The 16221-nt window shown below is 67.0% G+C and carries 11 protein-coding genes; 5 read left to right on the top strand and 6 right to left on the bottom strand.

Annotated features, from left to right (window positions below; translation table 11 throughout):
- Positions 1-270: 270 nt before the first annotated feature.
- Entirely contained in the window at positions 271-1122 is an 852-nt protein-coding gene (locus AC5P9F_RS19030) for a LysR family transcriptional regulator (RefSeq protein ID WP_005413728.1), read from the bottom strand.
- 160 nt (positions 1123-1282) lie between these two features.
- Here AC5P9F_RS19030 and AC5P9F_RS19035 point away from each other — a divergent pair, with 160 nt between their 5' ends.
- Both AC5P9F_RS19035 and AC5P9F_RS19040 read left to right on the top strand, forming a co-directional pair.
- A complete protein-coding gene (locus AC5P9F_RS19035; protein ID WP_005409979.1) occupies positions 1283-1636 on the top strand; it encodes an SMR family transporter in 354 nt (117 codons plus the stop codon).
- A complete protein-coding gene (locus AC5P9F_RS19040; protein ID WP_005409978.1) occupies positions 1636-1959 on the top strand; it encodes a DMT family transporter in 324 nt (107 codons plus the stop codon). Before AC5P9F_RS19035 ends, AC5P9F_RS19040 begins: the two co-directional genes overlap by 1 nt.
- Before the next feature lie 140 nt (positions 1960-2099).
- On the opposite strand, the gene AC5P9F_RS19045 is transcribed toward AC5P9F_RS19040, so the two are convergent.
- From AC5P9F_RS19045 to AC5P9F_RS19055, 3 genes are all read right to left on the bottom strand, one after another.
- Entirely contained in the window at positions 2100-5048 is a 2949-nt protein-coding gene (locus tag AC5P9F_RS19045; RefSeq protein WP_005413727.1) for a TonB-dependent receptor, read from the bottom strand.
- Positions 5049-5117: 69 nt separating this feature from the next.
- Positions 5118-6062 carry a FecR family protein gene (locus AC5P9F_RS19050; RefSeq protein WP_005413726.1) on the bottom strand — a complete coding sequence of 315 codons (945 nt, stop codon included), beginning with the start codon at positions 6060-6062 and terminating at the stop codon, positions 5118-5120.
- Positions 6059-6577, bottom strand: coding sequence for a sigma-70 family RNA polymerase sigma factor (locus AC5P9F_RS19055; protein ID WP_005409975.1), 519 nt, complete (start codon positions 6575-6577; stop codon positions 6059-6061). The genes AC5P9F_RS19050 and AC5P9F_RS19055 overlap by 4 nt, the downstream gene beginning before the upstream one ends.
- Positions 6578-6727: 150 nt before the next feature.
- Between AC5P9F_RS19055 and AC5P9F_RS19060 the strand changes: the two genes are divergently transcribed.
- Together AC5P9F_RS19060 and betT are read left to right on the top strand one after the other, a co-directional pair.
- Positions 6728-7117, top strand: a complete 390-nt coding sequence (locus AC5P9F_RS19060) for a VOC family protein (RefSeq protein WP_005413725.1) — start codon at positions 6728-6730, stop codon at positions 7115-7117.
- Positions 7118-7312: 195 nt separating this feature from the next.
- Positions 7313-9292 carry a choline BCCT transporter BetT gene (gene betT / locus AC5P9F_RS19065; protein ID WP_049471666.1) on the top strand — a complete coding sequence of 660 codons (1980 nt, stop codon included), beginning with the start codon at positions 7313-7315 and terminating at the stop codon, positions 9290-9292.
- Between the two features lie 73 nt (positions 9293-9365).
- On the opposite strand, the gene AC5P9F_RS19070 is transcribed toward betT, so the two are convergent.
- Positions 9366-11993 carry a TonB-dependent receptor gene (locus AC5P9F_RS19070; protein WP_164225621.1) on the bottom strand — a complete coding sequence of 876 codons (2628 nt, stop codon included), beginning with the start codon at positions 11991-11993 and terminating at the stop codon, positions 9366-9368.
- Between the two features lie 333 nt (positions 11994-12326).
- Positions 12327-13304 carry a zinc-binding dehydrogenase gene (locus AC5P9F_RS19075; protein WP_005413721.1) on the bottom strand — a complete coding sequence of 326 codons (978 nt, stop codon included), beginning with the start codon at positions 13302-13304 and terminating at the stop codon, positions 12327-12329.
- Positions 13305-13735: 431 nt separating this feature from the next.
- Here AC5P9F_RS19075 and AC5P9F_RS19080 point away from each other — a divergent pair, with 431 nt between their 5' ends.
- On the top strand, positions 13736-16099 hold the full coding sequence (locus AC5P9F_RS19080; RefSeq protein ID WP_005413720.1) for a ribonucleoside-diphosphate reductase subunit alpha: 2364 nt from the start codon (positions 13736-13738) through the stop codon (positions 16097-16099).
- Positions 16100-16221: the final 122 nt, after the last annotated feature.

Consider the following 16221-nt stretch of genomic DNA (forward strand, 5'->3'; position numbering starts at 1 on the left):
ATTGATCGGTAGTGCCGGCCGCTGGCCGGCAACCACGGGACACTGGGATTGCCGGCCAGCGGCCGGCACTACCTCATCCAAGCGCGTCGGCCCACCACAGTGCGGCCGGTCCCGGCGGGGTGTCGCGACGCCACAGCAGTGCAATGACGCACAGGTGGCGGCGGTGTGCTCGGCGCTGGATTACGCGCTCGCCCATCATTGATCGGTAGTGCCGGCCGCTGGCCGGCAACCACGGGACACTGGGATTGCCGGCCAGCGGCCGGCACTACCTCATCCAAGCGCGTCGGCCCACCACAGTGCGGCCGGTCCGGGAGGCGTGTCGCGGCGCCACAGCAGGTCGCTGTGGATGCGCCGCGGCCACCCGGGCAGGGTCAGTTCCACCAGTTGCCCACGGTCGTAGCGCTGCACCAGCGCCCGCGGCAGTTCAGCCCAGCCGATGCCGTCCTCGGCCATCTCCATCACCATCAGGTAGTCGGTGGCGGTCCAGGCCAGGCCGGTGACCACGCGGGACTGATCGACTTCCGCGCTCAAGCGAACCTGCCGGTGCCGCGCCAGCTGTGCGGCGGCGCGTCGCCCGGCGCGGGCCAGCGGATGGTCGCGCGCCACGTATACCGACAGTTCGCTGTGATGGGCCAGCGGCCGGGCCATCAGGCCATCTGGATAGTGTTCCTGTCGCGGCAGCAGGCCCAGTGCGGCGCGACCACTGCCGACCAGCTCCAGCACGTCCTCACCCTCGGCATCCAGCCATTCCAGTTCGATCTCCGGGAACGCCTCGGCGAAGCGTTGCAGGATTCGTTGCTCTGGATCAAGCTGGTAGACATCGGAGAACACCACGGTCAGTCGCGCTTCGACCGGTGCGGCCAGGCGCACGCTCAACTGTTGCAGGCGCGCATCGGCAGCCAGGATCTCCTGCGCGTGGCCCAGTACCTGGCGCCCGGCCTCGGTCAGCTGCGGGTAGCGCCCGCTGCGATCGAACAGGCTCACGCCCAGGTCGGTTTCCAGGTGGGCAATGGCGGTACTGACCGTCGACTGGGTCTTGCGCAGCCGTCGCGCGGCGGCCGAGAACGAGCCCAGCGCCGCGGCTTCCACGAAGGCCTGCAGGGATTCAGGGGAGTAGGGCATATATCCATCGCTCCTGTCGATGGAATCCATTTTGATTCCACCGTAAAAGGCGATGATACTGGCCGCCGTCGCCCCTGTCTGCGGGGCGTTCCGGACCCTCCACGCTCGGCGTGGATCCATTGATGAGGCGGCGTGGTCCCCGCCCTGCAAGGAGCTTCACATGTCCCGTACTGTTCCCGCCCGTGGCGCGCTGGTCGCCTGGGCCTGCCTGACCGTGGCGATCGTCGCCGAAGTGGTCGGCACCTCGTTCATGGCCCACGCCGCCCGCGATGGCGGCTGGACCGGCTATCTGGTCATGGCCGGCGCGCTGGCGCTGTCCTACTTCTTCCTGGCGCAGTCGGTGCGCCGCATCGCGGTGGGCGTGGCCTACGCGGTATGGGAAGGCCTGGGCCTGACCCTGCTGACCGTGGTCGGCCTCACCGTCTTCGGTGAAAGCCTGTCGCTGCAGCAGCTGGCCGGCCTGGTGCTGGCGGTGGTCGGCATCGTCTGCGTCACTCTCGGGGAGGCACACTGATGAACACCCTGGCCCTGTTTTTCGTGATCTGTTCGGCGCTGATCGACGTCGCCGCCAACATGATGGTGGCCAAGTCGGAGGGCTTCCGCCGCTGGCGCTGGGGCGTTGGAGCGATCGTCATGGTCTGGATCGCCTTTGCCCTGCTGGGCCAGGCTGTGCGCTACATGGACCTGGCCACCGCCTATGCAATGTGGGGGGCGATCGGCGTGATCGGTACCGCCACCTGCGGCCGCCTGCTGTTCGGCAATCGCCTGCGTCCGATCGGTTGGGTCGGCATCGCATTGGTGACCGTCGCGGTACTGCTGCTGAGTACCGCGAAGTAACGCGTCGCCGTGCCAACCAAGGCTGGCATCTACCGGTGCGGAAGCGCTGTGCCAACCCAGGTTGGCACCTGCCAGAGCGTGAGCCGCCGCAGGCAAGCGCCCCGAAGGATCTCTCCGGGGCGTTGCTGTTTCTGCAGCAGTTAGAACCGTGCGGTGAAGTTCAGCCGCGTGGTGCGGCCCGGGCCCGGCATCAGGCTCATCGCCAGCGTGTCCATGTAGTAGGTGTTGCGCAGGTTGCTGACCACCAGTTCCACTTCGGCCTTCGGGGTGAACTGCCAGCGCGCATAGAAGTCATAGATCGCGGTCGGCAGGTAGATGTTCTGCAGGCCGGTCGAGCCGGTGGTGTTCCAGGGCTTGTCCAGTTCATGGGTGGGGCCGCTGTTGTAGGTGCGGCGGATGCCGGTATCCAATCGCTTGTCGAACAGGCGGACGCCCAGCGTGCTGTGGATCGAGTACTTCGGCGGGTTCTGCGCGTTGACGAACGAGGTGCCGAAGCCGCCGTCCACGCAGTCCGGTGTGGTGTCCAGCTTGCTCCACTTCGCATACGGGTCTTCGCGCAGGCGTTTGGCAGTGGCCGCATCGCAGGTGCGCGCGCGCTGGTAATAGCTGGCCGACAGGTCCAGGTAGGCAATGCCGGCGTCATAACCGGACTGCAGCTCGTAGCCCGACACCGTGTAGTTGTCGACATTGTCGACGTAGAAGGCCCAGTTGCTGGAATCGAAGCGGCGGGTGATGGCGTTGTCGATATCGTTCTTGAACCAGGCCACCTTGAACGCCAGCCGGTCACCGTCGCGCCACAGGTCCTGCTTCAGCAGGCTGAAGCCGATGTCCCAGGAGCGGTTCTTTTCCGGCTTCAGGTCGGCCACCGGCGCCGAGGTGCTGTTGCCCAGCGTCGATTCGAACAGGCTGGGCATCTTCCAGCCCTGCGCGTACTTCACGTAGAAGAACGTGTCTGCGTCGAGGTTGAAGCGCGCCTCGGCATAGGGAGCGAAGCCGTGGCCCGAGCGCCGGATCGCCGGCTTGTAGCCCCAGGCGGTGGGAATCTGCTTGGTATGGAAGCCATTGGCACCCCGCGGATCGCGGATGAATCCGTCGAAATCGTAGCTCTGGCCCAGCGTGCTGTCGCCGTACGGCGTGGCCCGCAGCGAGTCGTAGGTGTAGTTGCCCTGTGCATCCGGGTACCACTCCTTGTACCAGCCTGGCAGCAGCTGGCCGCCCTTGCTCAGGCGCGCGAAGGTATAGCGCAGGTCGCGCGATTCACTGACGAAGGCGACGCGGTTGCGGTCGCGGGTGCGGTAGTCGATGAAGCGGCCGCCTGCGGTCAGCGACAGCCAGTCCCACGGCTGCCATTGCAACGACGCCACCACGCTGGCCTCGCGGCGCGTGCCCGATCGCAGGTAACGGTTGTTGTTGTAGTCCACCGGCAGCACCGGCGAGTTCGGTGCGGTGTCTTCGTGCTGCAAGGACGCGCCATAGCGCAGCGTCCAGTCGCCCAGATCATTGCTGAAACGCGTGGTGTTGCTGCTGTCCACGCCCCAGCGCCGGGTTTTCACGTCCGACTGCAGCCCAGGGCCGTAGGTCTCGCCCAGCGTGTCGGGCATCTGGTCGTTGGGCACGTCCTTGAACAGCGGCGTGTTGGCGATATTGCTGTTGAACATGCGGCTGGTGGCCGTGGTGAACCACAGCGTGCTGCTCAGGTCCAGCCACGGGTGCGCCTCGGGGCGGTAACGATGGCGCAGCGAAGTGGCGTTGACCCGCATCTTCCCGGGCTCGAACTGGAACATGGTGTTGGCCTTGTCCACGTAGGTCACCCATTCGTTGGACTCGCCCACGCGGCCGATCGCCGACGGCATGATTTCGCCGAAGCTGGAGTTGAAGAAGCGGTGGCTCAGCTCCAGGCGCTGGTCGGGGTTGGGTGCCCAGGTGAATTTCAGCAGCGCCGATTCGTTGTCGGTGTGCGTGTTCAGGACTTCATCGCCCGGGTGGTACAGCTTGGAAACGGCCTGGCTGGACATGCCGGTACCGCCGCTGGACAGGTGCTGGTCGTCGTAGCGGTGGGCCCCGTTGCTGCCGGCGAAGTAGTTGCCCTGGCGGCGCCGTGCATAGGCCGCGACCAGCTGCCAGTCTTCGCCGCGCTGGGCGAAGGCCACGCTGCCGTTCCAGTCGCGCGGGTCGCGCAGGCTGTTGCGGTTGTCGCTGCCGCGCGCGATCTGCCTGAAGGTGCGGGTGCGGTCGATGCTGTTGTCGGCCACGCCGCCGCGCACGCGCAGTCCCCAGGCCTGGCCGTCATCGAGTATGTCCTCGGCCTTCAGCGTTTCCATGTAGACCACGCCACCGATCGCGCTGGCGGCATTGGCGGCCAGGCTCGGTCCCTTTTCGATGCTGATCGCGCTGATCAGGTCCGGGTCGAGGTAGCTGCGCTGCTGCACGCCGGCATAGCCGCGGTACACGTCGATGGCCTGCTGGCCGCCGTCGATGATCACCGGCACCCGGTTCTGACCTTGCAGGCCGCGGATGTTGACGTCCAGCGCACCACCATTGCGTACGTCTCCGGTGTGCACGCCGACTGCGCCGGCCAGCACATCGCCGATCGACTGGCCGCGGAAGCGTTCCAGCTGCTGGTGGTCCAGATGCACGCGCGAGCCGCTGTCGCGGTAGACGGCGTCGGCATCGGCCAGCCCCCACGGCGAAGCACCTTCGCTGGCCTGGCCGGCCACGCGCAGGGTGCCGATCTGGCGTACGCCGGCGTCGGTGGCCGGGGCGGCCTGCAGCACCACGCCGCTGGCATCACGCTGGAACGAAAGGCCGGTGCCGGTGAGCAGCTGTGCCAGCGCGGCCTCGGTGTTGAGCGAGGCCTGCACGCCACCGCTGTGCCGGCCGCGGGTCAGGCGCGCATCGGCAGCGATGGACAGGCCGGACTGCTGACCGAACGCGGTCAAGGCCTGGTCGAGCGGACCGGCCGGGATCTGCCAGCGAACGGCGGCGGCAGCATCCTGTGCGTGGGCGGCGGCCGGCAACAGGCACGGCGTGGCCAGGGCCAGGCACAGCGCGATGGCAAGCGGGCGAGGGGAAGGGCAGGGTAGTTTCATGGGGGCGGCGACATCCGCAATGGGTTCCCTTGTAGTGCCCGCCGAGCGCGCAGAAAGGGAACCGCGATTTCAACGCGGACGCACAACGGTCCACCATGGCCAGCGCTGCTCGATGCGGATCGGCAGGGCGCGCGCCAGCAGTTTCAGGGCCTGCAGGCTGTCCAGGCGCGGCAATACCGCGGTGACATTCAATGCGGACAGTGCCGGATCACAGCCCAGATAGCCCCGATGGTGACGGGCCAGTTCGTCGATCACCCGGATCAGTTGCGTGTCCTGCACCTGCAGGCGTCCGTCCTGCCAGTCGCCGCGCAGAGGATCGGCAGCGACCGTTGTGAGTCCCCCCATCGGTCCGATCTGCAGCGCACTTCCCGCAGGCACATCCAGCGCCGCGCCGAACATCGGCAGGCACCGCACCACGCCTTCGAACACGTCCAAGCGGCTGTGCTGGGCTTCGCGGCCGACCGCGAAGCGGGTGCCGATCGGCTGCAGGCGCGCGCCGGGTACATGCACGCTCAGGGGCAACCCGGTGAATGCTGGGTGGTGGCCGGTCTGCAGCAGCAGTTCGCCGCGCAGCAGATGCAGGGCGCGGTTGCCGTTGCCGATGTCGACGGTCACTTCGCTACCGGCGTTGAGCCACAACTGGCTGCCATCGGCCAGCGTCCAATGACCGGTGCGCCCGGCAGCGGTGCGTTGCGTCTGCAGGTGGCGCTGCGCCTGCAGCCCGTGCAGGCCGAGAAGCGAGACCGCACCGATGCCGAGCGCGCCGCCGAGACTGCGAAGTGCGCGGCGGCGGCGATGGCCGGCGGCATCGAGCGCCGTTGCTGCCGCCGGTGCCGACAGCGGTGCGAACGACTGCCAGACCGCCTCGACCCGGCGCCAGGCGTCGGCGTGACCGGCGTCGGCCTGCAGCCACGCACGCCAGTGTTGCTGGTCGTCGTCGCTCCAGCCCTGTTGGCGCAGCGCGAACCACTCTGCCGCCTGCTCCAGCACCGGGCCGGCCACTGCCGCGCTCATGCCGCCGCGTCGCCGGACAGGCGCAGGCAATGCAGCATCGCCTGCGCCATGTACTTCTTGACCATGCGCTCGGATACGCCCAGCTGTTGGCCGATCTCCGCATAGCCCAGTCCGGACAGCCGGGCCAGCAGGAAGGCACGCCGTGGCCGCTCGGCCAGGCCGGACAGCATGTCAGCGATGGCATGCAGGAGCTGCAGCGCCTGCGTGCGCTCCTCCGCAGAGGGATGCACCGGCTCCGGTTGTGCGGCCAGCGCGGTCAGATAGGCGCGCTCCAGGTCCGCGCGCTGCCAGTGGTTGACCAGCAGCGCGTGCGCGATGGTGCTGAGATAGGCGCGCGGCAGGCGCAGTTCGGACGGATCGACGCGCCGGCTGAGCAGGCGCAGGAAGGTGTCCTGGGTCAGATCGGCGGCGCAGTCGGCGTTGTGGGTGCGGCGGCGCAGCCAGCCCAGCAGCCAGCCATGGTGTTCGCGGTAGAACCCCGCCAGCGCGGTGCTGGAGGCGGCGGGCACGGCCATCGGCACGGGTCATTAATGAGAATGATTCCCATTATAGGGTGATCGGGCGGCGCACGACAAATCCTGCGCATGCCGCAGTAGGAGAGATCGCCGGATTTGCGATGCCCGGCGTGCTCGCCGACACTGCGGCTTTCCACAAGGAGTGCCCGCATGTTCAGCCACATCACCGTAGGAACGAACGACATGGATGCCGCGCGCCGCTTCTACGATGCCCTGTTCGCGGCGATGGGGGCACGTCCGGGTGTGTTCGACGAAAAGGGTCGGCTGCTGTACTTCAAGGATGGGCGGATGTTCGGCGTCACCGCGCCCATCGATGGGCAGCCTGCATGCCATGCCAACGGCGGCACCATTGGTTTCACCCTCGACAGTGCCGAGGCCGTGCGCGGTTGGCAGGATGCTGGCGTGGCCCATGGCGGTACGGCCATCGAAGACCCGGCTGGCATCCGCAGCATGGCCGGGCGCCAGCTGTTCCTGGCCTACCTGCGCGACCCGGACGGCAACAAGCTGTGCGCGGTGCATGTGGTGCATGTGATGTCGTGATTGGACAGTACGCGCGTGGCCGCGATGTACGCGGTCCGCGCGCGGCTGCGCTCGCAGGTACGCTTCGGCGCGCGCGTGATAACACGGAATGGCGGGCCGGGCCTGTGACCACAGGCCGCAACTTCATGCTCTGTCCACTGCGGTTCAGCCAGAATTGGTCGGCTAACCCTTTGATCTACCGGAGAACGCCGCCCCATGGATGTACTGGAGCCGCAACAATCCCCGGTGCGCACCCTTCGGCCTGTGTTCGCCTTCGCGGCGATCGTTGTCGTGGCGTTCGCGCTGTTCGTCAGCCTGTTCCCGCTTGGTGCGGGCCGCCTTCTGCTGAAGGCACAGGACTGGGCCGCACTCAATGTCGGCTGGTATTACCTGCTGGCGATGACCCTCTACCTGGTGTTCGTGGTCGGCGTGGCGCTGTCCAAGTACGGTGGCATCAAGCTCGGCGCCGACCATGACGAGCCGGAGTTCAGCTACCTTTCCTGGGCCGGCATGCTGTTCGCTGCCGGCATCAGCATCACCCTGTTCTTCTTCTGCGTTTCCGAACCGCTGACCCACTACCTGCAGCCGCCGCAGGGCGATCCGGCCGCGGGCGAGGCCGGCGCGCGCCAGGCCATGCAGCTGCTGTTCCTGCACTGGGGCCTGCACGGCTGGGGTGTGTTCGCGCTGGCGGCGATGGCGATGGCCTACTTCGCCTACCGCCACAACCTGCCACTGGCCCTGCGCTCGGCGCTGTACCCGCTGATCGGCAAGCGCATCAACGGGCCGATCGGCTACACCGTAGACGCGCTGGGCATTGTCGCTACCGTGTTCGGCATCGGCGCCGACATGGGCTTCGGCGTGCTGCATCTCAACGCCGGCCTGTCGCACCTGTTCAACATCCCGCATTCCAACCTGGTGCAGATCATCCTGGTGGTCAGCATGATGGGCGCGGCGGTGGCCGTGGCCGTCTCCGGCGTGGAGAAGGGCGTGCGCTGGATGGCCAACATCAACATGCTGCTGGCGATCGCGCTGGTGCTGTTCATGCTGTGCGCGGGCCCCACCCAGTACCTGCTCAGCACGCTGATGCAGAACCTGGGCGACTACCTGGGCAGCGTGGTCGGCAAGAGTTTTGATGTGTATGCCTACGGCGGCCGCCCCGAATGGCTGGGCGGCTGGACGGTGTTCTACTGGGCGTGGTGGATCGGCTGGGCGCCGTTCGTCGGCCTGTTCATCGCGCGCATCTCACGTGGCCGCACCATCCGCGAATTCGTGTTCGGCGTGCTGCTGATCCCGCTGGGCTTCACCCTGGCCTGGCTGTCGATCTTCGGCAACAGCGCGCTGGACCAGGTCCTGCACCACGGCCAGCAGCAGTTGGCACAGCTGGCGGTGGATGATCCACCGACGGTGCTGTATGCATTGTTGGATGGCTACCCGTGGAGCCGCACGGTGATCGCGGTGACGGTGCTGGTCAGCTTCATTTTCTTTGTGACCTCGGCCGACTCGGGGGCGGTGGTGTTGTCCACGCTGTCCTCGCATGGCGGTGCACCGGAGGATGATGGTCCGCGTTGGCTTCGCGTGTTCTGGGGCACGGTGATCGCGGTGCTGACCGCCGGGCTGCTGCTGGCTGGGAGCATCGATGCGCTGAAATCGGCGGTGGTGCTGGCCTCGCTGCCGTTCTCGGCGATCCTGCTGCTGATGATGTGGGGGCTGACCCGCGCCTTCAGTGACGAATCGCACCGCAAGCGCGCGCTGCAGTACCGGCCCTCGCCGCTGATCGGCGACGACCGCCATCACCAGGGCTGGCGCCAGCGCCTGAGCCAGGCCATGCACTTCCCGGTGCGCGACCAGGTCTACCGCTTCATGGACGACACGGTGAAGCCAGCGATGGAAGCGGTGGCCGAACAGCTGCGCGGGCAGGGCTGGGATGTGGCCACGCGCTTCGAGGCCGGCGACATGGAGCTGACGGTCAATCACGGCGAGCAGCAGGACTTCCTGTACCGGGTGATCCTGAGTGGCTACCTGACCCCGTCGTTCGCCGCCCAGCAGCTGCGCAACCAGCGCTACTACCGCGCTGAAGTGCATCTGTTCGAAGGCAGCCAGGACTACGACCTGGTGGGCTACAGCCGCAAGCAGATCATCAACGACATCATCAGCCAGTACGAACGGCACCTGCAGTTCCTGCACCTGAGCCGGTGATGCGGTGGGTGCGGACCGTTGGTCCGCACACCCCTGCAGAGCCGAGCCCATGCTCGGCTCTGCAGGTGGCGCATCAGAACCGGTAGCGCGCCCCCAGCGAAATGAACTGCCCGCGCAGGTTGTACTGGCTGATGTCGAAACCATTGGAGCCACCGGCCGGGTCGAACGGCGGGTCCTTGTCGGTCAGGTTCAGCACCGACAGCGACAGCGTGGTGTTGGGAATCCCTTCGTACGCCACGTACAGGTCCAGCTGGTGATACGGCTTGATGCGATCACGCAGGCCGGGGTTGCTGGTCGCTGTCGCCACGCGCTGGTCATAGCCGCTCACGTACTGCAGGCTCAGCGTGCTGCTCCAGTCGCCCACTGCCCAGTTCAGCGACGTAGTGCCGCGGGTGCGCGGCAGTGCGCCGTGGCGGTTGTTGCCGGCCCCTTCATACGGTGCCTGACCGGCCACCAGCGGCTGCTTGAAGCTGAGCAGATGGGTCCAGCTGCCGGCCACGGTGAAGTTGCCCCAGCCTTCGGTGCGGAAGGTGCGGTTGGCTTCCAGGTCCAGGCCCGAGGTGGTCAGTTCGCCCTGGTTGGCATACTGGTTGGTGATGAACTGGATGCGTCCCTGTGCATCACGCTGCACGCGGCCGGGGAACAGCGTCGGGTTGTCGACGATGAACTGCGCGCTGTCCGGCTTGACCAGGTTGTCCTGCTCGATGCGGTACCAGTCCAGGCCGATGCTGGTATCGCCATCGGGCGACCACACCGCGCCCACGTTGAAGTTGCGCGAGCGTTCGGCCTTCAGGTCCGGATTGCCGGTGCGGATGTTGGTCACGCCACGGCTGCCACCGGGCTGCAGCGGATCCAGCGGATCGATCACCGAGCCATAGCTGACGGTCTGGCCCGGCGCGATCTCCGGCAGCGACGGTGCACGGAAGCCACGCGAGAACGAACCGCGCAGCAGCAGGCTGTCCAACGGCTGCCAGCGCAGCGCCACCTTCGGCGAGAACGCGTTGCCGAAGTCGTCATAGTGGTCGCCACGACCGGCCACCTGCAGCTCCAGCGTGCGGTGCAGCGGCACGCTCAGTTCGGCGTAGGCGGCGCTGACCTGGCGCTCGCCGTTGACCACGTTGATGGCCGGGCGCAGTTCGGTGCCCGACAACACCTGCGCACTGGTGCGCGCGTCCAGTGATTCCTTGCGGAACTCGGCACCCCAGGCGAAGCCGACCGCACCGGCCGGCAGCTCCCACAGCGAGGTCGAGGCCTTCACGTTCAACGAATGCAGCTTGTACCAGCCCGGACGCTTGGTCTGCAGGCGCAGTGCATCCAGCGCGCCCGGCGTGCTGGACGGGTTGAGGAAGTTGTAGCTGCCATCGCGCAGGATCTGCTCGAACGCGTAGCGGTTGACGAAGTTGTCGACGTATTCGCGCTGCGCGCTCTGCGAGGTCAGCGCCGCCACTTCCCAGTCCCATCGCTCGCCGCTGCCACGCACGCCGGCCAGCGCACGGTAGAACACCTGCGTGTTGTCCTTCAGGCGCGGGCCGAGATCGAAGAAGGTGTACTCGAACGGCAGCGGCGCGCTGCCCGGGTTGTTCGGGTGGCCGACCGGCAGCACCGCCGGCACGTCGATCAGGGTGCCGGTGGCCGGGTTGTACGCGCGCAGGCCGGGGCCGACGGTCAGCGGCGCGCTGAAGATCTGGTCGGCCTTGTTGTGGCTGTACAGTACGTCGGCGAAGGCTTCGACGCTGTCGTTGAAGCGGTAGGTCGCGCTCAACGACGCCTGCAGGCGCTCGGCGCCGGGCTGCAGGGTTTTGAACGGCTGGGCGTTGAAGGCGCAGGCCTGGCCGGGCAGGGTGCTGCCGAAATCGCTGTACGGGCGCAGCTGGCTGCCATCCGGGCAGTTGGCGAACGGTTGCGGTGCGCGCGGGTTGGACAGCCAGTTGCCACCGGCGGTGGACCAACCGGCCAGGCGACCGCCGGGCTTGTCGCGGAAATCGCCGCTGCGGGTGTAGGCACGCTGGTCGGCGTCGAGGCGATCACGCTTGAGCAGGTCCAGCCCGAACAGCACGTTCCAGCCCTGCTGTTCAAGGTCACCGAAGCCAGCCAGCAGGCTGGCCTTGCGCTCGTTCAGGCCGCCCTGGGTGGCGGTACCGAAGCCGCCGCCGACTTCCACGCCCTGGAAGTTCTTGCGCAGGATGATGTTGATGACGCCGGCGATGGCATCGGAACCGTACACCGCCGAGGCGCCATCCTTCAGCACTTCGATGCGTTCCACTGCGCTGATCGGCAGCGCGTTGAGGTCGACGAAGGTGTCCTGGGTGTTGAGCGCGAAACCGAAGTTGGAGACGCGGTAGCCGTTGACCAGCACCAGCGTGTTCTTCGGAGACAGGCCACGCAGGCCGATCGAGGCCGAGCCGGCGGCGAAGCTGCCGGTGTACTGTTCGTCGAAGCTGTTGCCGGCATTGGCCGACAGGTTGCGCAGCACGTCGGTGAGGGTGGAGCGGCCGGTCTGCTCGATCTGTTCGCGGCTGACGATCTGCACCGGATTCGGCCCGGCGGTATCGCTGCGCTTGATGTTGGAGCCGGTCACCAGCACGGTGCCGAGGGTGGTGCTGTCCTTGCCGGTATCGGCGGATTCAGCGGCGCCGGCAGCGCCGGCGGTGAGGCCCAGCGCGATCGCGCCGGCAAGCAGGTTCAGGGTGGTGCGGTACATGGAAGCGACAACGCCGAACGGGGGAGGAGCCGTCAGTACCGCACGCAGGCACGTGCGCCTTCCAATGACGAAAGCGCATTCAGTTATACATCACAGGTTCTTAACGAAAGTCGGTGCCTCCGTTGGAGCAGACCCACTCGGTGGGTGCGGGACCGATCTTTGGTGGGTGCGGACCGTTGGTCCGCACACCCTGCAGGGTCACAGCCCTTTCCCTGTGGAAAGAAGCCTTATCCCCCCACGCTACGCGCGAGAGTCGACTGACAGTCGACTCTACCGGGACAGCGCCATTACCGGGACAGCGCCATTACCGGTGCAGCGCAATCCGCTGAGGCATCAAGGCCGCAGCAGCACCTTGCCATTGCGTCCCGAACCGGCGCCAGCCTTCGCTGCCTGGGCGATGTCGTCCAGTGCGAAGATCTGCTCCACCGGCAGGGTCAGTTCGCCGCTCGCCGCACGCTTCAGCAGTTCGCCGACCAGCCGGCGCTTGTCCTCCACCGCCATCGCCTGGCTGACCTTGCTGCCCCAGAAACCCTTCACCGTGGCTTCCTTGTAGATCAGGCCGCCGGCGGGAATGCGCATCGGTTCGCCGCTCATCACACCGAACGACACCAGCGTGCCGTGGTGGCCGAGCAGGTCGACCAGGTCACCGCTGGCGTCGCCGCCGATGGAATCCACCGCGGCCGCGGCCTGTGCTTCGCCGGTCGCTTCACGCACGCGATCCTTCCAGCCGTCCACCGAGGTGTCGAATACATGATCGATGCCCAGCGCCTGCAACTGCGCGACTGCATCGGCATTGCGCACCAGGTTGGCCACAAGCACGCCACGCGCCCGCGCCAGCATCGCCAGCGACTTGCCCACCGCGCCGTTGGCGGTGTTCTGCACGATCCACTGGCCCGGCTCGACGTGCAGGAACTCCAGCAGCATCAGCGCGCTCAGCGGCATGGCAATCAGCTGCGCGGCCATTTCGTCCGGGATCGCCTCCGGCATCGGAATCACCATGCGTGCCGGCGCAATGAACGCTTCGGCCCAGGTGCCGTGCACCGAGGCAGCGGCCACCCGCTGGCCGACCTGCAGGCCGTCGACGCCATCGCCGAGTGCATCGATCACGCCCAGTGCTTCACTGCCACCGATCGCCGGCAGGGTCGGCTTGTAGCCGTACAGGCCGCGCACGGTCAGCAGATCGTGGTTGTGGATCGAGGCCAGCACGGTGCGGATGCGCACCTCGCCGGGGCCGGGCTCGGGCAGCGGCGCATCGGCAATGGCAAGGACGTCGGCCGGGTTGCCGAAGGAGGGGTACTGGGCAGCGCGCATGGGCGGTGTTCCGGGGAAAGTTGATGTTGTACCGAACTGGGGACGCAGGCGCTGTCGACAAGGCGCCGCAGGTGCAACACGGCATCCTGCGACTGATCGTCGCGACATGTATTGATTACCGCATCTTGTGTTGACGAGTTCGGATATCCCCACTATGTTGTGGCCGTCACTCCCGGTCAGCCGCCGCCGCCGGACATGCAGCAAACGTCCCGCGGCCCGCCCCTGAGGCTCGCCGTGTCGACGCGGCCGCCATCGTGCGGACGCAGGTCGCCCCCACGGCCCGGATACCGGCCGCAGGCGCAGGCAGATGCCGACGACCTACGTTCCCGTGCCCTGGCAATCCCACCCGTTCGCCCCGTGCGCCGGTATCGCGTTCAGGGCCGCCATGGCATCGACCGCCAACGCGCGCGCGAGCCTGGAGTTTCACCACCATGACCGACAGTACCTTCCGCGTGGCCGATCTGGCCGGCGCTGGCGACGCCTTGCGCGCCGGTGGCGAGCGCGTGCCGACCTGGATCACCAAGGAGGCCGGCAACCGCCGCCTGCCGTTCGAGGCCGAACGCCTGCAGCGCAGCATCGACGCCGTGCATGCCGAGTTCCCGCAGCTGGACGTGAGCGACTACCGCCGCGTGGTGCAGGCGATGGTCGAGCGCAAGCCCAGCCTCAGCGCCGATGACCTGGTCGATCTGCTGATCCGCGAGGCCGAGTCGCGGGTGGACCTGGTCGCACCCGAGTGGGAACAGTTTGCCGCGCGCATCTACCTGCGCCGCCTGTACAAGCGCGCCAGCCGCAACCGCTTCTACGATGTCGGCCTGAAGTACGGCTCCTACGTGGGCCTGCAGGAAAGCCTGGCCGACCGCGGCATCTACAGCAACGACATCCTGCGCTGCTACTCGAAGGAAGAATTGCAGCAGGCCGGCGAGATGATCGATCCGGAGCGCGACCGACTGTTCGCCTACAACGGCCTGTACCTGCTGGCCACGCGCTATCTGGCCAGCGATCGCAGCCGCGAGGTCTACGAGCTGCCGCAGGAGCGTTGGCTGACCATCGCGCTGTACCTCATGCAGGAAGAAAAACCGCGTGAGCGGCGCATGCAGCTGGTCGGCGAGGCGTATTGGGCGCTGTCCAACCTGTACATGACGGTCGCCACACCAACGTTGGCCAATGCCGGCAAGGTGGGTGGGCAACTGTCCAGTTGCTTCATCGACACGGTGGATGACAGCCTGCAGGGCATCTATGACTCCAACACCGATATCGCCCGTGTGTCCAAGCATGGCGGCGGCGTTGGCGCATACCTGGGCTATGTGCGCAGCAGCGGCGCGCCGATCCGTGGCGTGGCCAATTCCTCTGGCGGCGTGGTGCCGTGGATCAAGCAGCTCAACAACACCGCGGTGTCGGTCGATCAGCTTGGCCAGCGCAAGGGCGCGGTGGCGGTGTACCTGGACATCTGGCACCGCGACATCGAAGCGTTCATGGACCTGCGCCTCAACAACGGCGACCAGCGCCTGCGCGCGCACGATGTGTTCACCTCGGTGTGCGTGCCCGACCTGTTCATGGAGGCGGTGGAGCGCCGCGCCGACTGGTACCTGTTCGACCCGCACGAGGTGAAGCAGGCCAAGGGCTGGTACCTGCAGGACTTCTACGACGAGACGCGCGGCGCGGGCAGCTTCCGCGACCGCTACGCCGAACTGGTGGCCGACGAGCGCATCAGCCGCCGCACGGTGAAGGCCATCGATCTGTTCAAGCGGATCATGCTCAGCCAGCTGGAGACCGGCAACCCGTTCCTGTTCTACCGCGACGAGGTCAACCGCCGGAACCCGAACAAGCACGCGGGCATGATCTATTCAAGCAACCTGTGCACCGAGATCCTGCAGAACATGAGCCCGACGCGGATGATCCAGGAGATCGTCAGCGGCGACCAGATCGTCACCACACGCCGTGCCGGCGATTTCGTGGTCTGCAACCTGTCCTCGATCAACCTCGGCCGGGCGATCAGCGCACCGGATGACCTGCTGGCCACCGATGTGCTGGAGCGCCTGATCCCGATCCAGGTGCGCATGCTCGACAACGTGATCGACCTCAATGCGTTGCCGGTGCGGCAGGCCACGATCACCAATCGCAAGTATCGCGCCATCGGCCTGGGCACGTTCGGTTGGCACCACCTGCTGGCGCAGCAGGCAATCCAATGGGAATCACCGGATGCCGAGGCGTTGGCCGACCGGCTCTACGAACGCATCAATTTCCTGACCATCCAGGCCAGCGCGCAGCTGGCGAAGGAGAAGGGCAGCTACCCGATGTTCGCGGGTAGTGACTGGCACAACGGGCGTTACTTCCGTGACCGCGACTACAGTGGCGCCGCGTGGGACAGCCTGGCCCACGAAGTGGCCACGCACGGCCTGCGCAACGGCTGGCTGCTGGCGGTGGCGCCGAACATGAGCACCGCGCAGATTGCAGGCTCCACGGCCTCGATCGACCCGATCTACAGCGCGTTCTACTACGAGGAAAAGAAGGACTTCCGGCGGCCGGTGGCGGCGCCGGGCCTGTCGCTGGAAACCTGGCCGTACTACGGGAAGGGTGCCTACAAGGTCGACCAGTTCGCCAGCGTGCGCCAGAACGCGCGCCGCCAGCGCCATGTCGACCAGTCGATCAGCTTCAACCTGTACGTGCCCAGCACCATCCGCGCCAGCACGTTGCTGGAGCTGCACCTGAGCGCCTGGCGCGAGGGCCTGAAGACCACCTACTACGTGCGCTCCAACGACATCGACATCAGCGAATGCGAATGGTGCTCCAGCTGATCGCCGGCGACCCACGGCAATGCCGGCCGCTGCCCGGCAACCCCGCGATCTACGGCAATGCCGGCCGCTGCCCGGCAACCCCGTGATCTTCGGTAGTGCCGGCCGCTGGCCGGCAACACGAT

The organism is Stenotrophomonas sp. YJH_SMC_4 (genome assembly GCF_059371575.1).